Here is a 19142-nt window from a genome sequence, read left to right as displayed (position 1 = left end):
AGTCAGCAAGGAAGGCTGACCATAATCAGCACCTTACGTTATGCCGGCACAACCTGTGCAAACGCCCAGTCCAGCCATGGCAGCAAAGCGGCAACATCTGCGGCTTCCACCGTAGCACCGCCCCATATGCGCAGACCCACAGGCGCATCACGGTAGCTGGCAAGGTCAAACGCAATCCCTTCCTTATCCAGCACAGCCAGCATTTTTTTCACTGTTGCTGTCTGTTCTTCCCGCGTTAGCGCCAGAAACCACGGTGCGACAATACGCAGGCAAATGGCCGTAGAGGAACGTTCTGCCTCTTTTTCCGCCAGAAAGGACACCCAGTCGGTTTTTTGAACCCACGCGGCAACAGCGGCCAGATTAGCCTGAGAGCGCGCTTTAAGCCCTTCCAGCCCTCCGGCGGATTCCGCCCAACGCAGGCTATCCAGCGCATCTTCCACACACAGCATGGACGGTGTGTTAATCGTGTCCCCCCTGAAGATTCCTTCAATCAGGGCATCTTTGGATGTCATACGGAAAATCTTGGGCAGAGGGCGCGGCGCCTTGAAGGTTTCCAGACGTTCCACCGCACGGGGTGAAAGGGCGATCATCCCATGAGCCGCCTCCCCCCCAAGAGCCTTCTGCCATGACCATGTGACCACATCCAACCGGTCCCACGGCAGGTCCATGGCAAAAGCTGCGGAGGTTGCATCGCAGATCACCAGTCCCTCATGCTCTGCGGGAATGGCATCGGCTGATGGCAGGCGCACACCAGACGTGGTGCCATTCCATGCCAGCACAACATCATGCGCCCAGTTGACCTCGGACAGGTCAGGGAGCTGACCATAATCCGCCTTGAGCACACGGGTCTGTTCCAGCTTAAGCTGGGTTACGATGTCCTGCGCCCACAGGGCGGAAAAACTTTCAAACGCCAGCACGTCCACCGGGCGCGCGCCCAGCAGGGACCACAGGGCCATTTCCACCGCCCCGGTATCGGACGCGGGCACAATCCCAACCCGCCAGCCATCGGGCACGCCCAGAATTTTGCGAGACCGCACAATAACCTCGTTCAGGCGTGCACGCCCTTCTGGCGAACGATGGGAGCGGCCAACCAGCGCATTGGACAACGCGGCAACGCTCCACCCCGGACGTTTGGCGCACGGACCAGACGAAAAGCAGGGATTAAGAGGGCGGCTGGCCGGACGGGACGAAACGGAAGGGGAAAGGGCGTTCATTACCTTGGCCGAGAAGAGGAAGGGACAAGTCTGGTGCGAGAGAGGGGACTCGAACCCCTAAGCCCGTAAGGGCGGTCGATTTTGAGTCGACTACGTCTACCAGTTCCGTCACTCTCGCGAACTGCTTTTTCCCCTACCAGCAAATGGCCGCCCGGAAAAGAGCACTTGGCGGCATTTATAGCACAAAAGCGGCAAGGACACACCCTGTGTACCCTAGCGGCAGACCCGCTGTGTGCCATCTGCGGCAATATAGGTGCCTGTCTGGGTGTTAAAGCACGCACTGCGTGTGCAGCTGTTCCCTGATGCAAGAGGCTGGGGGTAATTCTGCACGGCCATGGCCATGGCTTCCCGCGCGGCGGCACCACACAAAGGGGTATCAGCCGGAGCGGAAGGGTCGTTCACCAACTGGCTTTCGTTCGCGGGGGGAGGTGTTTCACCACTCAGCCCCGGCGCAAAGCTCTGGGGGGGAATACGGGCTGGCTGACTGGCGCAACCGGCCAGTAACCCTAGCGTAAGGCAGGCTCCCATAGCCCTGATACAAACATGAATGGACATGCACTTCAGTCTTTCAGCACGATGTGGCTTATTGCCCACACGGTTGTAGGTAGGCCAACATAACCCTGTTGCCCGCTCTGGCTCAACATGGGCTTACAGATCCAGAAGCCCCTGCACCGGTCGGCCCCCTATAACAGCACGGCGCGCACCATCGCCAAAGGTCAGGTCAACCTGCTGGCCATTCTTCAACTCCGCCGCATGTGTAACCGGGTGACCGTCGGATGTGACCAATGCGTACCCACGCGCCAGCACAGCCTGAGGAGACACGGCCTCCAGCTGCCCGACAAGACCACCAAGGGCAATCCGCCGCTCACGCAAAAGCGCCATGAGTGGGGCAGGAGATACACGGCAACGGCCCAGACGCACCTCCTGACGTTGCAACGTATGCTGCATTCCCCCCTGAAAAGCGCCAGCCAGCACGGCAAGGCGTGTTCTACGCCCGGACAAAAGCGTTTCCACCGCAGGCATATGCCGCTCAACCGCAACCAGATCTGCCTTGCGCCGACGAACAAGGGCAGGCAGGGCAACATCCAGCCTACGGCCCCGGTCATCCAGCTGCATCCGGGCTGTTTGCATCAGAGCAGGCAGGTCCGGCAGACAGGCTGCCGCCCTGTCCAACCGCAGGCGAACGGTTTGCATCTGCCGCGCCAGAGCGCCTGTTGCACGGGCTGCGCGATGTTCAATATCCGCCAGCAGTTCGCTTCGGACAGGAACCGCCATTTCTGCCGCGGCGGTTGGCGTGGGCGCCCTCCGATCGGATGCAAAGTCGATCAGGGTTGTATCGGTCTCGTGCCCTACGGCGGAAATCAGGGGAATAGAGCAGGCGGCTGCGGCCCTGACCACGCTTTCATCATTAAACGCCATCAGGTCTTCGAGCGAGCCACCACCACGTGCCACAATCAGCACATCCGGGCGGGGCACCGCACCCGTGCCATCCAACGCGGAAAACCCGTTAATGGCCGCCACAATCTGGGCTGCGGCACCTTCCCCCTGCACGGGGACAGGCCACAGCACGACCGGGCGAGGGAAGCGCCGTTTAAGGGTTGTACAAATATCGTGCAGCACCGCGCCCTGAGGGGATGTCACAAGCCCGATAACCCGTGGCAGCAAAGGGATGGTCCGTTTACGGGCAGGGTCAAACAGCCCCTCCTCTCCCAGTTTAAGGCGCAGGCGCTCAATACGGGCAAGCAGGGCACCTTCCCCGGCATATTCCATGCGCTCCACAACAAGCTGGTAGCTTGAACGCTCGCCGTAAGCGGAGACCTTGCCGGTTGCAATAATTTCCAGCCCGTTTTCAGGCACCAGCCCAAGGCGGCTGACACTACCGCGCCAGACCACGCCGGAAATCTTGCCCCGCTCATCCTTGAGCGAAAAATAGATATGCCCGGAGGGGTAGCGTTTGAATTCCGTAATTTCGCCACGCACGCGCACGCGGCTGAACGAGCCCTCCAGCGTACGCCGGATTGCGCCGGAAATTTCCGAAACCGTATATTCAGGAACATTACCGCCAGAAAGGGGAGCGGCTCCAAACTCTTCGTGCATCCGCATAACCTATGCTACAGACGCTCGCCCTGAAAGAGCAGACATGAACAGCAGGAGAAAAGAATTGCGCGTACTTCTGGTTGGCTCAGGCGGCCGCGAACATGCCCTGGCCGAAACACTGGCCAAATCACCAGCACTTTCTGCGCTGTTCATTGCCCCCGGCAACCCCGGCACGGCCCGTTGCGGCGTTAACGTGCCCATTGGGGCGCAGGATGTGGCGGCCCTTGTTACATTTGCCCGTGAGCAGAAAATTGATCTGGTCGTCCCCGGCCCCGAAGCACCGCTGGTGGCCGGGCTGGCCGATGCCTGCGCGCAGGCGGGCCTGCCTTGCGCTGGCCCCACACAAGCCGCAGCCCAGCTTGAAGGCAGCAAAACCTTTACCAAGGAAATATGTGACGCTGCGGGTATTCCCACCGCCGCGTGGGAACGCTTTACGGATGCCGCGTCTGCCATTGCCTATGTCCGCCGTAAAGGCGCGCCCATAGTCGTCAAGGCCGATGGACTGGCTGCTGGTAAAGGGGTTGTTGTTGCTGCCTCCGTGCCCGAAGCCGAAGCCGCCATTACGGACATGATGACAGGCGGCGCGCTGGGCGATGCAGGCCGCAGCGTAGTGATAGAAGACTGTCTGGTTGGTGAGGAAGTCTCCCTTTTTGCATTCTGCGCGGGGGAAACAGCCTGCCTGATTGGCGCAGCACAGGACCACAAACGCATTGGTGACGGGGACACAGGCCCCAACACCGGCGGCATGGGCGCTGTATCCCCCCCAAAAGGCTTTGGCCGGGCCGAGCAAGAAGCCGCACTGGACCTGCTGGTGCGCCCCATGCTGCGCGAAATGGCACGCCGCGGCACCCCGTTCCGTGGTGTTATTTTTGCCGGGCTGATGTTGACCGATAAAGGCCCCTCCCTGATCGAATACAATGTGCGGTTTGGTGACCCGGAGGCCGAAGCCCTGCTGCCCCGCCTGACATCGGACCTGCTTCCCGCGCTCAAGGCTCTGGCTGAAGACCGGCTGGATACGGCCCCCATCACGTTCTCCAATCAGGCATCGGTCTGTGTGGTTATGGCGGCCCGTGGCTACCCCAGCGCTCCGGAAAAAGGGGCAGTCATTCATGGTGTGGACACAGCCAATGCTCTGGACGGTGTTCGGGTTTTTCAGGCTGGCACCACACAGAACATGGCGGGCGAACTGGTGGTTTCCGGCGGGCGTGTGCTGGCCGTGTGTGCACTGGCCGACACGGTGCAGGAAGCCCAGAAGCGCGCCTATGCCGGGGTTAAGGCCATTACGTGGGATGGTGCTGTATGGCGGACGGATATTGGCAACCGCGCCCTGTAACACGGTAGTCTGAACCAGACTGACCGGAGCAGGATAAAGCTATGCCACCAAGGGGTGGCATAGCATGCTATCCAACTGCGCTCACAGCATAAGCGAGCACAAGCGCATCAGACCCATCGGGATAATAAGCCCTGCGCTGGCCCTTTTGCACAAAACCGGCCTGTGCATACACAGCCTGTGCGGCATGGTTAGCCACGGATACTTCCAGAAAAACCATTTCAGCTTTTTGCGCGGCGGCGCTGGTCAGGCTCCATGCCACCAGTTGCGCGGCCAGTCCCTGCCGCCTGTATCCGGGCAATACGCAAAGAGTCAGAATTTCTGCCTCCCCCGCAATACAGCGCAGCATTACAAAACCTGCCGGGTGCTCACCCACCAGAATTAACCCGGCACTCACGCCGGGTGAAGCCAACAGGCTGGCCATGGCGGCCCCATTCCACTGGTCCTGTGGGACAAAACAGTCTGCATGAAGGCGGGCCAGCACCTCCGCATAACCCGCCCCGACAACCGCGATATGAACAGAGGCCATCAGACGGGTGCGGCCCGTAGTCCGTTCGCTGGCAATTTGGCTTCTGGCGGGTCCACATATAAAGGGAGCGCGCTCCGCGGGGGCAGTTCGCCCTCAACACGCTTTAATGCTGCAACAGCTATCTGCTTTACGTCCGGGTGGCTCACATGGCTCTGAATAACGGAGGGAAAAGCCAGTTCCGAGCAAGCCTCCCCAGCAACCAACCACGTTCCCGCGGGAGGCACCCAGTCTGCTACGGTTACGGCCCGCGCGCCCTGTGCATCCTCAACAAACACACGGCCACGCCGGGCTGCGGTCACCACCAGCCAACCCGCAACCTTTTCTGCTTGAGCGGCAAGAATGGCATCCAACTCAGGCGCAAGTGCTTCCGCCCGCGTTACACCGACCACCGGGCACCCAACACCAACGGCATAGCCTGCGGCCGCAGCGCAGGATGCCCGCAAACCGGTAAACGACCCCGGCCCCACAACAACAGCGACCAGATCCGGGGCAGTGCTCTGTGCGTGTGACCAGCCGGCCTGCTGCAAAACCTCGGCCGCCAGCAGGCTAACACCTTCCGCCGCCTGTTTGCCTGCCTCCTGCCTATAGGCCAGCACATGCAGTTGTCCCGCATTATTGGCGACACACGCCGCCGTGCCCGAGGCCTGCTCGCCAGCCGGGCTGCCATCAAGCACCAGAATACGCTGCACCACTATTGTACAATCCGGCAGGCCTGATCAAAATTCAGGCGGGGAGCGCGCTCAGGCAGGCCTGTAAAATCCCCATACCCAAGGCACAGCAAAAAGTTGGCTCGCCACCCCTGCTCTGCCAGAAAAGCATCCTCCACCATGGACTGGTCGAAGCCAGAAACCGGCAGAACATCCAGCCCAAGGGCACGGGCGGCCATGATCATATACCCCCCCTGCAAGGTGCCATTCCTAAACGCGGTTTCTTCCGACAGGCCAACATCCGCAGCAAACCACGAACGCAGGTCTTCACCCGGACTAAGGACGGGAAGCTGTTCAAAAAACAGCGGGTCATGCGCCACAATGGCAATAACCGGCGCGCCCATAACACGGTTGATGTTCCCGGCAGACAGGGCAGGACGCAGTTTTTCCCGCCCATTGGAACCTGTAATAAAAACAAGGCGGGCAGGGCTGCAATTGCCCGAGGTCGGCCCCATACGCACCAGATCATACATCTGACGCAACAGGTCTTCTTCCACAGGGCGGGTTGTCCAGCGCAGGGGCGTGCGCGCTTTGTTAAACAGCAGATCTAACCCACTTGCATCCAACATGTTCCGTCCTGCCTCCAACTGCGCCGGGTTGCTCTGGCGCTTTCCTCACCTCTTTAAGGCAAGCGCCCCGTGCCGAAAAGAGCCAGCTTGGGGGCTGCTCAGTCCACCTGCTCGACCGAGACTACTTCTGGCACATAATGCTTGAGCATGTTTTCCACCCCGTGCTTGAGCGTTGCGCGGGAAGACGGGCAGCCAGAGCAGGCCCCCTGCATGGTCAGGCGCACAACGCCATTGCGATACCCGCGGAAAACAATATCCCCGCCATCTCCCGCAACAGCCGGGCGTACGCGCGTATCCAGCAGTTCCTTGATCTGGGTTACAATCTCCGCATCCTCGGGTGCAATTTCATCTTCCCGCACGGCCACACCTTCGGCCACAACCGGCAGACCCGCCACAAAATGATCCATCAGAGTGGAGAGCACCAAGGGGCGCAGCTCTTCCCAGTCCGCGCTATCGGCCTTGGTGACGGAAACAAAGTCGTTGCCCAGAAAAACGCGGGCAACACCCGGCAGGGCAAACAGCGCATCAGCCAGAACCGAGCGCCCCGCCACGGCGTCAGCATCAATAAAGTCTATGGTGCCTGCATCCCCCACAACAGCCTGACCGGGCAGGAACTTGAGTGTGGCGGGGTTGGGAGTGCCTTCGGTTTCTATAAACATGGCGGAAGTATCCGATCTGTAGGGTAAGCCTGTGTTGTTACCTTTCAGTTGGCATCAGAATGAGGACAGAACAAGTTCTGTATGAAAATTTTCGTCCACCCCGGTCAGAAGCGGAGGGTAATTTGGCTGTTTCCCGCGTTATGCCCCCGCTAGGTGGACAATCCTGCCATGCGTGCAATGACACGGTACCCCGGCGGGGGCGGTTACGCCTGCATACGCTCCAGATGCGCCCGTAACGCGGGGTCATGCGCATAAAGGTACAGGCCTTTTACGGCGCGTGTCATCAGCACATTCATCGCATTGAGCATAATACGCTCCATGGTCTGCTCTGGGTGGGCAAGGCCATTACGCCCGGCAAATGCTGCGCCATCTTCATACCGGGCTGGGTCGAGCACAAGCGTGTTGGTTTGAGCATTGTACCGTACGGAGGGCCCCAGAAGCAGCCCCACGTAATTCAGGTCAAACCCCTGCACGGTATAAACGGACCCGACCTCATCTATCGTATCCGCCCGCTCAGCCCACGGCAGGCGGGCCTCGGGTTTGGCAATGTCCCACTTCAGATGGAAGCGCCCTTCCGTTACAAAATGCTCCTTCCCGTCCAGCCTGTATGGGTAGTCATATGTCGCGACCATGCGGGAGAGGCCGAACTGTGCATTTTTGTGCCGGACCAGCTCATACATTTCCTGCGCATCACCAAAAGACCTCAGCTCAAACTTAGGGTCTTTAGGGAATGGCAGCACTGATTTTTGACAAAACTTTTCTATCCATCGGCATATATCTGGACCAGCCTGCATACGGAACTGATTTTTAAGGTGGTAGGTTTTAACCTGCTTTTGCGCAAGAACCGATGCCAGCTGACTTTCCGTCCAATGGCTTTTAAACTTGAGTACCTGCTTATCATCAAAAACGATAACAACAACCTTGGCGCATTTAAGAATTTCCTCAAGATGATTATCCTGAGAAAATCTATTGTATTTATCTGATTTTGTTAAAAGAAGATGTGCCTCATCTACCAGAACAATGTCTGCCACCTGCCCGGTTTTGTGCATAGCATTAATAAAGGTTGTCGGCCTTTCAAAATCCTTCTTTTTTACATAAATGGAATTTTCTGAAATATTTCTGTAAAGTTTCATCATTTCAGGATGATTGACTAACAGATAATTTTTGGTTCCTAATAGAGGATTAGTCTTGTTTTTTTGACTGGATAATTCCTGTATTTCATTAAATATTTTGTTAATGACAATACTTTTACCCGTTCCTGCATCCCCTTTGATTACAAAAACAGCATTCCCATGCATAATGTGATCCTGACAGAACTGTATAACAGTTTTGCACAATTCTTCCTGCTCGACGGAAAGAGCACGGTAAGGGGAGAGTTTTTGCAAGGCCTGATTATTTTGTACATCCATGATCATGCTACTCCAAAAAACAATAAAAAAGCCTTTCCCCCATTATGAGGAAAGGCTTTTGAACAGTCCAGAAAACCTACGAATTTTAACGTAGGATTCCTGTATGACCAATGGAGTAACGGCCGGGCTGGGGCCATACGGTCAGACCGTGAGGTTCCTGCCCAACAGGGATACTGATCATGGAGCCGGTTTCTGTATTAATGCGGTAAACAACATCATCAAACCGCCCAGACAGCCATAGGTCTTTCCCATCCGCGCTGACATTTCCCATATCCGGGCTGCCGCCACCGGGAATAGGCCATGTTGCCACAACCTTGTTGGTTGCAAAATCAATAACCGAAACACCACCACCTTTGCTATGAGGATGACCGTGGATCAGATGCGAACCACGGTTGGCAACATACATTTTTGTACCATCACGGCTGGGATACAGCCCATGAGCCCCCAGACCTGTGCGGACATAGCCAACCTCGCGGAACGTATCGCCATCCACCAGAAAAACGCCATCGGCCATCATATCGGCAACGTAGAAGGTTTTTCCGTTGGGGGAGACCAGAATATCCTGCGGCATACCACCACTGGAAAGCTTAAGGTAGCCAAGGACCTTTTTCTCAACCATATCCACCTTAACCAGATGGCCGCCAAATTCGCAGGTGAAAATGGCGTAACGCCCATCTATGGAAAAGTCGGCGTGATTAACGCCCTTACAGTCAGGCACATCTACGGATTGCTGCAACTGCATACTATGCGGGTCCCGAAAATCCAGACGTTTACGGGCTTCCGCCACCACAATGGCCGATTTACCATCGGGCGTGAAATACATATTGTAAGGGTCATCCACCGCAATGGACGGGCCGGGGCGCGCCGTACGCGGGTCAATGGGGGTCAGGCTACCATGGGTGGTGCCTTCGGCATTATTGGTCACCCAGAGTGTGCGCAGGTCCCATGACGGCACAACATGCTGGGGGCTTTTGCCAACTGGAAAACGATCCACCACCTTGTTGGTCGCCGGGTCAATAACATACACATCATTCGACCGCAGGTTGGGCACATAGATCCGCGCCGGGTCCTGCGCAACGTCCGGCGCAATATGGCCCACGCCCGTCTCACTATACAGGTTCTCCGGGTCCGGCACTGCGGGCATGCCTGGAATGGTCTGAACCAAAGGTTCAGCAGGCGCTACACTCTCGGACGGCGTACCGACATCCTGCGCCCAACCCGACACACTGCCAGCACTCAGGCCAACAATGGCAGCAGCCGCAACCAGATACTGTTTAAAACCCATAATCCAGACCCTCTGTGCCTGTTATCACTCTTAGACCTTAGATGAGGCTCCGCATTTATCATGCAGAATAAATAACGTCTATTCGAGTATGGTTAAAATCTTCGATTTATTATTATAGAAAAATTATTTTATATATTTATTTGCTTCGCGCATCATCAATGGCTTTCACCGCAGCTTCCACCTGCATGGCCAGCCCCGGCTGCCCCAATGTGGATGTTGCCCGTCTGGGATCTCCCCCATAAATGCCCTGCGCCATGGTTGGATTAGGTGCATGGCGGAGCGCCTCCTCCCGCACCATGGACGGGTCCACAGCCAACATAAGCGAGGTATCGCCTATATCTGCATGCTGGCCCACATCCAGCCTGTACCCATTCTGCCGGAGCCATGTTGCATACTGCTGGGGAATAACATCGTAATAGGCGCGCACATACAGCACATGCGCGCCTGTGCTCTGCCACCGCACATTGAGTTGCGCAGCCACTCTTTCCATATCCTTCTGATAGCCACCGTGGTCCCCGATCAGAACAACCAGCTTAAACCCCTGTACGCGAAAGCTTTCCGCTATGGAGGAGAGCATCCTCTCAAACACATCTGGTGGCAGCGTAATGGTACCGGGAAAACGCATGTGGGATGTACGGGGTGAGGTGCCGCCTTCTGGCACATAGGCAACCACAGGCGCCACCAATGTACGCCCTGCCTGCCGGGCAATTTTTTCTGCCTGAAACAGAACACGACTATTATGCTTGCCAACCGCTATGTAAGGCCCGCTCTGTTCCGTTCCGCCTACAGGAATAATAATGGTTTTAAAACCACATGATATATCCTGTGCAATTTCGGTCCATGTCATTTTTTCAAACAGAACGCTCTTGGGTAGTTGCAGGCACTGTGCCTGTACCTGCAACGGAAAGAGGGATAAAGCACTGCAAATTAGACCGAATACACAGAATTTTTTCATGATTTTTTAGCCAGAAGGGGTGCCAGAAAGTGCCCAGTATAGCTGGCTTTGCAGGCGGCAATGGTTTCTGGCGTACCTTCTGCCACAATGGTGCCTCCGCCATCGCCCCCTTCCGGCCCCACATCAATAATCCAGTCAGCCGTTTTAATGACTTCCAGATTATGCTCAATGACGATGACCGTATTCCCCTGATCGACAAGAGCGTGCAAAACTTCCAGAAGTTTTCTAACATCTTCTGTATGAAGACCCGTTGTAGGTTCATCCAGAATATACACGGTTCGACCTGTAGCCCTGCGCGCCAGCTCCTTGGAAAGTTTGATGCGCTGCGCTTCCCCACCAGACAGGGTTGTTGCCTGCTGCCCTAGCGCCACGTAACCCAAGCCCACCTTTTGCAAAATTTTCAGACGGTCACGAATACGATTCTGAGCAGAGAAAAGAGGATACGCCTCATCCACACTCATGGACAGCACATCGGCTATGGTCTTCCCGCGGAAACGAATGTCCAGCGTTTCGCGGTTATAGCGCGCACCTTTGCAGGCATCGCAGGTTACAAACACATCGGGGAGAAAGTGCATTTCAATTTTAAGCACCCCATCACCCTGACAGGCCTCACACCGTCCCCCTTTAACGTTAAAGGAAAAACGTCCAGCCTTGTAACCACGCGCCTTGCTTTCTGGCAGTTCGGCAAACCAGTCCCGAATAGGGGTAAACAGGTCTGTATAAGTTGCAGGGTTAGAACGCGGAGTGCGACCAATAGGAGACTGATCAATATCAATAATCTTATCGACCTGCTCCATACCTTTTATTTTTTTATACGGCTCAGGTGATGTTGCTGCCCCCATAAGCTGGCGCGAGAGCGCCTTATACAGCGTGTCGATCACCAAAGTGGATTTGCCGCTCCCCGAAACCCCGGTCACGCACGTAAAGGTACCAAGCGGGAAATGCGCTGTAACATCCTTGAGGTTATGGCCTGAAGCCCCTTCCACCGTAAGCATCCGCTTTTTGTTTACGGGCCGACGTTGCTCTGGCACATCAATCCGTTTGCGACCAGACAGATAAGCCCCCGTCAGGCTATCCGGATTTTTGGCAACATCCTTGGGGGTGCCCTGCGCCACAACCTGACCGCCATTAACCCCGGCACCCGGCCCCATATCCACCAACCAGTCAGCACTTCTTATGGCGTCTTCATCATGTTCAACAACAATAAGGGTGTTACCAAGGTTTTTTAAACGCTCAAGCGTTCCAAGTAACCGTTCATTATCGCGCTGATGCAGGCCAATAGAAGGTTCATCCAGCACGTAAAGCACACCGGTCAGGCCCGAACCAATCTGGCTGGCCAAACGGATACGCTGACTTTCCCCCCCGGAGAGGGTCGCCGACCCACGAGAGAGGGTCAGATAATCCAGCCCCACGTCGTCCAGAAACTTCAGGCGCTCCAGAATTTCGCGCAGAATACGCCGGGCAATCTCTGCCCGCTGGGGGGTAAGGGTTGGCAGAACCGTATCAAACCATGCCAGAGCACGCCCAATGGACAGGTCACACGCCTGCGCAATGGTTTTATCGGCAACACGTACCGAAAGGGCCTCCGGCCGCAGGCGGGCACCGTGGCAGACATGGCAGGGTTTTTCTGACTGATAGCGAGAAAGTTCTTCCTTAACCCATGCACTATCCGTATTAGCCAGCCGTTTTTGTAAACTGGTCAGAACACCTTCAAAAGGTCGCTCCACAACATAGCTTTTTTTACCATCCTGATAGGTAAAGCTGATGTCATCCGTAACGCCGTACAGAATACCATTCTGCGCTTCTTCAGGCAGGTCACGCCACGGGGTGCTCATGCTGACACCAAAATGCTTTGTTAGGCTTTCCAGCGTTTGTTCCAGAAGGGGAGATTTTGCATCTTTCCATGGTGCAATGGCCCCTTTTGCAAGGGACAACGAAATATCAGGCACAACCAGAACGGGGTTAAAATATGTCTCCACGCCCAGCCCATCACAGGCAGGGCAGGCCCCCTGTGGTGCATTGAAGGAGAAAAGACGCGGCTCTATTTCTTCCAGTGTAAAACCACTGACGGGACAGGAAAAATGTGATGAGAACACAAGTTTTTCTGGTTCTCGCTCTTCTCCCTTAAGCACTTCCTCGGCGTAAACAATGCCGTCACTCAGGCCCAGAGCTGTTTCAAAACTATCCGCCAGACGAGCTTCCATACCGGGTTTGACCACCACCCGGTCCACAACCACTTCCACCGTATGGCGTAACTTGCGGTTAAGGCTTGGTACGTCCGCGATTTCATACAACGTACCGTCCACCCGCACGCGGGTAAAACCTTTGCGCTGGAGTTCAGCCAGTTCCTTACGGTATTCGCCCTTCCTGTCCCGTATGACCGGGGCAAGCAGCACAAGCCTTGTTCCCTCCGGCATGGCCAGAATACGGTCCACCATCTGGGTTACGGTCTGTGCCTCAATGGGCAGCCCCGTTGCAGGCGAATACGGTATGCCTGCCCGTGCCCAGAGCAAACGCATGTAGTCATAAATTTCGGTTACCGTACCGACCGTGGAGCGCGGATTTTTGGAGGTGGTTTTCTGCTCAATGGAAATGGCGGGAGAAAGCCCCTCTATGGAGTCCACATCCGGTTTGCCCATCAGTTCAAGGAACTGGCGGGCATAGGCAGACAGGCTCTCCACATACCGGCGCTGCCCTTCGGCATAAATGGTGTCAAACGCCAGAGAGGATTTGCCGGAGCCGGAAAGCCCCGTCACCACGGTCAGCCTATCACGGGGGATATCAATATCTATGTTCTTCAGGTTGTGAACACGTGCCCCACGCACCCGAATACTGTGCTGACCGGGAAGGCCTGATTTTGTCATGGAAAATTCTCTGCCGCCGTTCCTGTTTTGTCCTCTATTATGGCGCTTTAATCCACTCCTATGCAATCCATGAAACACACGGCAGCCATGGGTATGCAAAATGGCCTGCCCCGCCATTCTGACCATTGCGCTTGCAAACATGATTGACCATTTACAGACACAAGTGATGTACTGTGACCAAAAGCACGGTAGGCACTGTTTTGCCTGCGTGACAGAAATTTGAGGAACAAAACCAGATGGAGCATCTGATCGGTCAGCCAGCCCCGGGTTCGGACAACAGTTTTGGCGGCTCCGGCGCGGCAGCTGTGATTACCGACGGCACGCAGGCAACCTTTATGCAGGACGTTATAGAAGCCAGCCGGAACGTGCCCGTTCTGGTGGACTTCTGGGCGGAATGGTGTGGCCCCTGCAAACAGTTGACCCCCGTTCTGGAAAAAGTTGTTAAAGCCGCCAAGGGTAAGGTGCGGCTGGTTAAAATTGATATTGAAGCCAACCGTGCACTGGCTGGCCAGCTTGCACAGGCAGGTCTGCCGCTCCAGTCCATCCCGCTGGTGGCTGCCTTCTGGAAAGGGCAGATTCTGGATATGTTCCAGGGTGCGCTGCCTGAAAGCGAAGTCAAAAAATTTATAGAAACCCTGCTCAAAGCCAGTGGGGGCGGCATTCTACCGGCCACAGAGCAGTTGCACGAAGCCGATGTTGCCATGGAAACCGGACGCCCGGCAGAAGCCGCAGCCATGTATTCCACCGTCATTGGTGAAGAGCCGGAAAACCCCAAAGCATGGGCGGGGCTGATCCGCGCCATGCTAGCACTTGATGATGAGGAAGCCGCAGCAGCCGCGCTGGCTGATGTGCCCGAAAAAATTACCAATGCCCCGGAAGTGGCTGGTGCCCGCGCGGCGCTTGAGCTGAAGAAGGAAGGCCGCCAGGCAGCAGAAGCCATGGAAGGCATCCGCGCACGCCTAGCCGCCAACCCGGAAGATTATGAGGCCCGCTGCGAGCTGGCCACAGCCCTGAATGCCGCAGGCAAACGGGAGGAAGCCGCGAACGAACTGCTCCACATCATCAAAGTGGATCGTGGTTGGAAAGATGGTGCCGCCCGCCAGCAACTCCTGCGCTTTTTTGAAGCATGGGGGAACGAAGACCCCGCCACAGCCGTATCCCGCCGTCGGCTCTCATCCCTCCTGTTCTCCTGATCCGACCTTGCCTAGCGTCTCCCCACCTTTTTCTGATGATGACGATGTCCCCCGCCGCATTCCGCGGCTGGGGGACATGACCCTTGCGGATATTCCACCCGAAGTGGGGCTTTTTCCGCTCAGTGGTGTTCTGCTTTTACCCAGAGGCAAACTACCGCTTAATGTGTTCGAGCCCCGCTACATTGCATTGGTGGAAGATGCTCTGGCATCCAACCGGCTTATCGGCCTGATCCAGCCCCGCTGGCAGGAGGATGAGGACGAAGGTAATGAGGCACCACCCCTTTATTCCATTGGTTGCCTTGGCCGCCTGACCTCCATGACCGAACGGGCCGATGGCACCTATGCCGTTACCCTGACCGGCCTGTTACGCTTCCGCCTCCTGCGGGAAACGGGTCTGCGCCGGGGTTACCGGCTTGCGCGTATTGATGTGTCTTCCTTTGCGGGAGACCTGAATGAAATTCCATCCGAACCGTTTAACCGTGCCCAGCTTTTGAACTCGCTCAAGCATTATTTTCAAAAAAAGGGCTGAATGCCCGCTGGTCCCTGATAGAACAGATGGATGATAGCCTGCTTCTGGTTACTTTACCCATGATCTGTCCTTTTCCTCCGGCGGAAAAACAGGCATTGCTGGATGCAGAAAATCTGACAGACCGTGTGCGGGTCCTGCAAACACTGCTAGACCTGTCCGGTCCTGAACAGGAAGGCCCTCCTTCCTGACTATATGATGTGGGAACCGTTTTTATGTCCGATACAGCACCGCTTGACCCGCGCCTTCTGTCCATTCTGGTCTGCCCGGTAACCAAAGGCCCGCTGGTTTTTAATGCGCAAACCAATGAGCTGATCAGCGAAAAAGCTGGTCTGGCGTTTCCTATTCTTGATGGCATTCCCGTTATGCTGCCGGACGAAGCCCGCCGTATTGAAGGCTGATTAACGCTTTTTTCCCTCTGCCTCGGATATGCCCATGCTTTTGGGAAAAAAACACAGCTCACTCCTTGGTCGTCTGCTCCTGCTGACCCCACTTCTTGCAGGCTGCCACCATATGATTGAGGGAGACAATATTGATCTCCCGCCGGAACGGCCCGGTCGTTTTTTACCCGAGGCCGCACCAGCCGAGGCACGGGCAGCGCAAAGAGACGTTGAACGGCAGGAAAAACTTGAAGCCGCGCAGGAAGCCGCAGGCATAAAAAAGCCTGACACACCTCCCAAACCCGAAGACCACTACGAAGTCCTGCCCCCCATGTATGATGGCGGCGGCTCTGCGGGCCCCATGCGTACGGATAACGGGCACACCATTACGCCACAGGCTCAAGCCGTTTATGGCAAGCAGGACGACAGTCAGACACAGAAAACCAAATAAGATCTGGTTTTTAGTCTTCTGTCTCGTGCTGGTCAGATGTTCTACGGCGTAGAAGATCGCCTATGGCCATACCCAGCACGCCAGTCATCATTCCCACGGCTGTGGGAATAGCCCCTCCGCCGGGCAACAACCCCACCAGCACACTGCTCAACGAGCCAAAGCTGAACTGCATGGTACCGAGCAGGGCAGATGCGCTGCCTGCATGATGCCCATGCCGGGAAAAAGACATGACCGTGCCATTGGGGCCAATAAACCCCAGAGCACCCGTTATCCCTACAATAAAGGTACAGGTCAGCCACGGATGAGCAACTCCCACCACGCCCGACACCGCCAAAGCAACAAACACACACCCAAGTGCAAAGGCCCATAGAATGGCCCCCTCCAGCAAAGCGGGCATGGACACACGGTGTATAAGCCGACCGTTGATCTGGGTGCCCAGAATAAAAGCTGCGGCATTTGCTCCAAAGAACAGCCCGAATGCTCCAGCAGAGAAATGTAATGTCTGCTCAAACAGAACAGGCGCACTTCCCAGATAGGCAAACATGACAAAAGTGGAAAATGTTGTGATCAGCGCATTAGAAAAAAAGACTGGCTCGCGCAGAATCCCCTGATAACGCCAGAGTATTTCCACTGGCCGAAAGCGGATACGCTTCGCAACTGCCAGCGTATCGGGCAACATGACCAGAATACCCACAATTGCCGCCACACCGTACAATGCACCAATCCAGAAGATCCAGCGCCAGTCACCAAATTTAAGAACAAGGCTTCCCATACCGGGGGCCAGAACAGGCATAACACCAAAAACCAGTGTGAGCTGCGCCATAATATGCGCACCTTTTTTGCCTGTTGCGACATCCCGCACAATGGCGCGCGGAATAACCGCCCCGGCTGATCCACCAAAGGCGCCAATAAACCGAAACAGACAGAACAGATGGTAGTTACTGGCAAGCGCACACCCGGCAGAAGCCAGCACATACACACCAAGGCCAATAACCAGTGGGGCTTTACGCCCAAAACGGTCAGAAAGGGGACCTTGCGAAAACTGGCCAAACGCCAGCCCTAAAAACCAAGCGCCAAGCGTAAACTGCGCCGATCCAGCACCACCACCCAGATCATGTTCGACTGAAGGAAAGGCTGGCAGGTACATATCTGTTGCCAGCGGCCCTATGGCCGTTACCAGCCCTAAAAGAAAAATCAGCCGAAATGGGAAAGAAGACGCATGGGACGCGGAAGGGACAGTCATCTCATCAATACCAGGGGAGGAATACTCACTCTTCTCGCGCCCTCCGGTATTTGTCCACTCCCTAAAACCGGGTAACTCCCGCTCAGTCAACGTAAATCAAAAAAAGGGCTGCCGGAATAAACCGGCAGCCCTCTCTTCTAACCTTGTTATTCAGGCTTGGCGCTCTGGCCAGCCTCAGACGGCGGCGGAGGCATTTTGCCACCACATGCCGGCGGCGGGCCAGGCGGATGGTCCGGCTGCTCAGCAATCTGCTTAAGCTGCTTTTTAGTCAGCACATCATGAATCTGGGCTTCGACCTGCAACTTATGCAGCGCATGTTGTGTGTGCACCGCGCTAATCTGCTGCTCCAGATCCTGCAATTTGGCCTGATCAACCGGCCCCGGCGTTGTCATAACGGTGCGTATCTGCTCCTGCAGAGCACGCGTCTGCTCCATGCCAGCTTTGGGGTCTTCCGGACGGTTAGCATCCAAAATCGCCTTGATCTTTTTCTTCTGGTCCGAAGTCAGCTTAATGCCATCCAGCTTAAGAATATGTCCACCCGGCCCCGGTCCATGGTGCATGCAGCCACATTCTGGCGGCGGAGGGGGAGGGGCACCAACGGTGGAAGAGGCCTCATCAGCCCGGGCAGCGGCTCCGGAGAAGGCCGCAAGACCCATAACCAGTGTTGTTGCCAGCAATGCTTTTTTCATTATTCAGCCTTCGCTTCATAAATACCATGTGCAAAGCGCCTAACGCCTTGCCTGCCAAAGACTGTGGCATCCGGATATGTCTGAAAAAAGGCAATATCCCTAAAAATGCTGGCTACTGTTTTTTAACAGTCGCAATTTCATCGCATTTTTTTGGGAAGAAGAACTGGTGGAGCCAAGCGGAATCGAACCGCCGACCTCTTGAATGCCATTCAAGCGCTCTCCCAACTGAGCTATGGCCCCACTGTTCTGTCACACACTGTCTGGTTCTGTTTTGCAACAGTCCCGCTGCGTGTGTTGAGCCTCTTACAACCTCCTCAAAACGCTGACAACCCCTATTTTTAATCTGGCAGCACTTTCATATCCCGCAAGGCTGCAATAAGGGGCAATAAGGGCAAACCCTGAATGGCAAACGCATCCCCTTCTATAGTGGCAAAGAGTTGTATGCCCGGCCCCTCCAGCCTGTAAGACCCGACAGAACCCAGACAGGCTTCTCCCTCCATAGCCAGATAAGCATCCACAAAAGAATGTGAGAACATGCGCATGGTCAGCGTGGGTTGGGCAACATGACGCCAGAGAACATGCCCATTCTGGCACAGCACAACTGCTGTATGCAGGACATGCGTTTTTCCTCTGAGCTGAAGCAGCTGCTGCCGTGCACCTGCCAGCCCCTCTGGCTTGTCATACCAGTCTGCACCGCATGTCAGCATCTGGTCGGCCCCGATCACAATTGTATCCTGTTTTTTGATCGACAGAGCCTTGGCTTCTGCCAGACGCAGAGCCACCACATCGGCTGACCAGTTTTTCTGCCGTCCTTCCTGCTTCAGCGGAGCCTCATCCACTGGTGACGCTTCAACCTCAAAGACCAGTCCTGCATTTTCCAGAATACGCCGTCTGGTCCATGATCCACTGGCTAAAAGCAGTTTATCTGCTCTGTTCTGTATTAGAGTCGGCATTAGTACTAAATCGGTCACGGGAGCGAGTCTCTTTCAGGTACTGGTCAAAAAAGGGGCTGTGAGTACTATCCTTAGTACCGGGGTACATG

The 19142-nt window shown here is 55.8% G+C and carries 18 protein-coding genes, 2 tRNA genes and 1 pseudogene; 5 read left to right on the top strand and 16 right to left on the bottom strand.

The genetic code is table 11. The annotated features are described in order from the left end of the window. Positions 1 to 38: 38 nt before the first annotated feature. The 4 genes from AGA_RS02140 to xseA all read right to left on the bottom strand — a co-directional run bounded on the left by AGA_RS02140 (position 39) and on the right by xseA (position 3311). A complete protein-coding gene (locus tag AGA_RS02140; protein WP_059022814.1) occupies positions 39 to 1214 on the bottom strand; it encodes a phosphoserine transaminase in 1176 nt (391 codons plus the stop codon). 31 nt (positions 1215 to 1245) lie between these two features. Further along, a tRNA-Leu gene (locus AGA_RS02135) sits at positions 1246 to 1332 on the bottom strand. Positions 1333 to 1427: 95 nt separating this feature from the next. Further along, positions 1428 to 1769 carry a hypothetical protein gene (locus AGA_RS02130; RefSeq protein ID WP_059022812.1) on the bottom strand — a complete coding sequence of 114 codons (342 nt, stop codon included), beginning with the start codon at positions 1767 to 1769 and terminating at the stop codon, positions 1428 to 1430. Positions 1770 to 1862: 93 nt separating this feature from the next. Next, entirely contained in the window at positions 1863 to 3311 is a 1449-nt protein-coding gene (gene xseA / locus AGA_RS02125) for an exodeoxyribonuclease VII large subunit (protein ID WP_059022809.1), read from the bottom strand. A gap of 43 nt (positions 3312 to 3354) precedes the next feature. On the opposite strand from xseA, the gene purD reads away from it, so the two are divergent. After that, positions 3355 to 4644: a phosphoribosylamine--glycine ligase gene (gene purD / locus AGA_RS02120; RefSeq protein ID WP_172793712.1), complete on the top strand. Its 1290-nt coding sequence runs from the start codon at positions 3355 to 3357 to the stop codon at positions 4642 to 4644. Between the two features lie 67 nt (positions 4645 to 4711). Here the strand turns inward: purD and AGA_RS02115 are convergent, their stop codons facing one another. The 8 genes from AGA_RS02115 to uvrA form a co-directional block, all read right to left on the bottom strand. After that, on the bottom strand, positions 4712 to 5170 hold the full coding sequence (locus AGA_RS02115; protein ID WP_059022806.1) for a GNAT family N-acetyltransferase: 459 nt from the start codon (positions 5168 to 5170) through the stop codon (positions 4712 to 4714). Continuing rightward, positions 5170 to 5865 (bottom strand): tRNA (adenosine(37)-N6)-threonylcarbamoyltransferase complex dimerization subunit type 1 TsaB, encoded by a 696-nt coding sequence (gene tsaB / locus AGA_RS02110; protein ID WP_059022805.1) that lies wholly within the window; start codon positions 5863 to 5865, stop codon positions 5170 to 5172. Before tsaB ends, AGA_RS02115 begins: the two co-directional genes overlap by 1 nt. After that, the gene (locus AGA_RS02105) at positions 5862 to 6446 is read right to left on the bottom strand and encodes a malonic semialdehyde reductase (RefSeq protein ID WP_059022803.1); all 585 of its coding nucleotides are present in this window, start codon (positions 6444 to 6446) and stop codon (positions 5862 to 5864) included. The genes tsaB and AGA_RS02105 overlap by 4 nt, the downstream gene beginning before the upstream one ends. 98 nt (positions 6447 to 6544) lie before the next feature. Continuing rightward, positions 6545 to 7105 carry a NifU family protein gene (locus AGA_RS02100; RefSeq protein WP_059022801.1) on the bottom strand — a complete coding sequence of 187 codons (561 nt, stop codon included), beginning with the start codon at positions 7103 to 7105 and terminating at the stop codon, positions 6545 to 6547. Positions 7106 to 7308: 203 nt separating this feature from the next. Next, positions 7309 to 8520 (bottom strand): DUF2075 domain-containing protein, encoded by a 1212-nt coding sequence (locus AGA_RS02095; RefSeq protein WP_373319900.1) that lies wholly within the window; start codon positions 8518 to 8520, stop codon positions 7309 to 7311. Between the two features lie 79 nt (positions 8521 to 8599). After that, positions 8600 to 9799 carry a YVTN family beta-propeller repeat protein gene (locus AGA_RS02090; RefSeq protein ID WP_059022799.1) on the bottom strand — a complete coding sequence of 400 codons (1200 nt, stop codon included), beginning with the start codon at positions 9797 to 9799 and terminating at the stop codon, positions 8600 to 8602. A gap of 136 nt (positions 9800 to 9935) precedes the next feature. After that, a complete protein-coding gene (locus AGA_RS02085) occupies positions 9936 to 10754 on the bottom strand; it encodes a creatininase family protein (protein WP_059022798.1) in 819 nt (272 codons plus the stop codon). After that, positions 10751 to 13618 (bottom strand): excinuclease ABC subunit UvrA, encoded by a 2868-nt coding sequence (gene uvrA, locus AGA_RS02080; RefSeq protein ID WP_059022796.1) that lies wholly within the window; start codon positions 13616 to 13618, stop codon positions 10751 to 10753. The genes AGA_RS02085 and uvrA overlap by 4 nt, the downstream gene beginning before the upstream one ends. Before the next feature lie 236 nt (positions 13619 to 13854). On the opposite strand from uvrA, the gene AGA_RS02075 reads away from it, so the two are divergent. The 4 genes and pseudogenes from AGA_RS02075 to AGA_RS02060 all read left to right on the top strand — a co-directional run bounded on the left by AGA_RS02075 (position 13855) and on the right by AGA_RS02060 (position 16168). Beyond that, entirely contained in the window at positions 13855 to 14811 is a 957-nt protein-coding gene (locus tag AGA_RS02075) for a tetratricopeptide repeat protein (RefSeq protein WP_059022794.1), read from the top strand. 76 nt (positions 14812 to 14887) lie between these two features. After that, a pseudogene (locus AGA_RS02070) lies at positions 14888 to 15528 on the top strand (LON peptidase substrate-binding domain-containing protein). Positions 15529 to 15552: 24 nt separating this feature from the next. After that, the gene (locus AGA_RS02065; protein WP_059024588.1) at positions 15553 to 15738 is read left to right on the top strand and encodes a Trm112 family protein; all 186 of its coding nucleotides are present in this window, start codon (positions 15553 to 15555) and stop codon (positions 15736 to 15738) included. Between the two features lie 28 nt (positions 15739 to 15766). Continuing rightward, positions 15767 to 16168 (top strand): hypothetical protein, encoded by a 402-nt coding sequence (locus tag AGA_RS02060; protein WP_059022792.1) that lies wholly within the window; start codon positions 15767 to 15769, stop codon positions 16166 to 16168. A gap of 10 nt (positions 16169 to 16178) precedes the next feature. Here the strand turns inward: AGA_RS02060 and AGA_RS02055 are convergent, their stop codons facing one another. From AGA_RS02055 to AGA_RS02040, 4 genes are all read right to left on the bottom strand, one after another. Further along, the gene (locus tag AGA_RS02055; RefSeq protein WP_059022791.1) at positions 16179 to 17411 is read right to left on the bottom strand and encodes a multidrug effflux MFS transporter; all 1233 of its coding nucleotides are present in this window, start codon (positions 17409 to 17411) and stop codon (positions 16179 to 16181) included. Positions 17412 to 17557: 146 nt separating this feature from the next. Next, positions 17558 to 18100, bottom strand: coding sequence for a Spy/CpxP family protein refolding chaperone (locus AGA_RS02050; RefSeq protein WP_059022789.1), 543 nt, complete (start codon positions 18098 to 18100; stop codon positions 17558 to 17560). A gap of 164 nt (positions 18101 to 18264) precedes the next feature. Beyond that, a tRNA-Ala gene (locus AGA_RS02045) sits at positions 18265 to 18340 on the bottom strand. Between the two features lie 98 nt (positions 18341 to 18438). Beyond that, positions 18439 to 19071 carry a Maf family protein gene (locus AGA_RS02040; protein ID WP_172793711.1) on the bottom strand — a complete coding sequence of 211 codons (633 nt, stop codon included), beginning with the start codon at positions 19069 to 19071 and terminating at the stop codon, positions 18439 to 18441. Between the last annotated feature and the right edge of the window lie 71 nt (positions 19072 to 19142).

It is taken from the genome of Acetobacter ghanensis (assembly GCF_001499675.1).
Lineage (GTDB): Bacteria > Pseudomonadota > Alphaproteobacteria > Acetobacterales > Acetobacteraceae > Acetobacter > Acetobacter ghanensis.
This window is presented reverse-complemented; position numbering and strand designations above follow the sequence as displayed.

What these genes read in the sequence shown, in the direction of transcription:
- AGA_RS02140 (WP_059022814.1), bottom strand. Translation starts at nt 1,214, where the DNA reads ATGAACGCCCTTTCCCCTTCCGTTTCGTCCCGTCCGGCCAGCCGCCCT.
- AGA_RS02130 (WP_059022812.1), bottom strand. Translation starts at nt 1,769, where the DNA reads ATGTCCATTCATGTTTGTATCAGGGCTATGGGAGCCTGCCTTACGCTA.
- xseA (WP_059022809.1), bottom strand. Translation starts at nt 3,311, where the DNA reads ATGCACGAAGAGTTTGGAGCCGCTCCCCTTTCTGGCGGTAATGTTCCT.
- purD (WP_172793712.1), top strand. Translation starts at nt 3,355, where the DNA reads ATGAACAGCAGGAGAAAAGAATTGCGCGTACTTCTGGTTGGCTCAGGC.
- AGA_RS02115 (WP_059022806.1), bottom strand. Translation starts at nt 5,170, where the DNA reads ATGGCCTCTGTTCATATCGCGGTTGTCGGGGCGGGTTATGCGGAGGTG.
- AGA_RS02105 (WP_059022803.1), bottom strand. Translation starts at nt 6,446, where the DNA reads ATGTTGGATGCAAGTGGGTTAGATCTGCTGTTTAACAAAGCGCGCACG.
- AGA_RS02100 (WP_059022801.1), bottom strand. Translation starts at nt 7,105, where the DNA reads ATGTTTATAGAAACCGAAGGCACTCCCAACCCCGCCACACTCAAGTTC.
- AGA_RS02095 (WP_373319900.1), bottom strand. Translation starts at nt 8,520, where the DNA reads ATGATCATGGATGTACAAAATAATCAGGCCTTGCAAAAACTCTCCCCT.
- AGA_RS02090 (WP_059022799.1), bottom strand. Translation starts at nt 9,799, where the DNA reads ATGGGTTTTAAACAGTATCTGGTTGCGGCTGCTGCCATTGTTGGCCTG.
- AGA_RS02085 (WP_059022798.1), bottom strand. Translation starts at nt 10,754, where the DNA reads ATGAAAAAATTCTGTGTATTCGGTCTAATTTGCAGTGCTTTATCCCTC.
- uvrA (WP_059022796.1), bottom strand. Translation starts at nt 13,618, where the DNA reads ATGACAAAATCAGGCCTTCCCGGTCAGCACAGTATTCGGGTGCGTGGG.
- AGA_RS02075 (WP_059022794.1), top strand. Translation starts at nt 13,855, where the DNA reads ATGGAGCATCTGATCGGTCAGCCAGCCCCGGGTTCGGACAACAGTTTT.
- AGA_RS02065 (WP_059024588.1), top strand. Translation starts at nt 15,553, where the DNA reads ATGTCCGATACAGCACCGCTTGACCCGCGCCTTCTGTCCATTCTGGTC.
- AGA_RS02060 (WP_059022792.1), top strand. Translation starts at nt 15,767, where the DNA reads ATGCCCATGCTTTTGGGAAAAAAACACAGCTCACTCCTTGGTCGTCTG.
- AGA_RS02055 (WP_059022791.1), bottom strand. Translation starts at nt 17,411, where the DNA reads ATGACTGTCCCTTCCGCGTCCCATGCGTCTTCTTTCCCATTTCGGCTG.
- AGA_RS02050 (WP_059022789.1), bottom strand. Translation starts at nt 18,100, where the DNA reads ATGAAAAAAGCATTGCTGGCAACAACACTGGTTATGGGTCTTGCGGCC.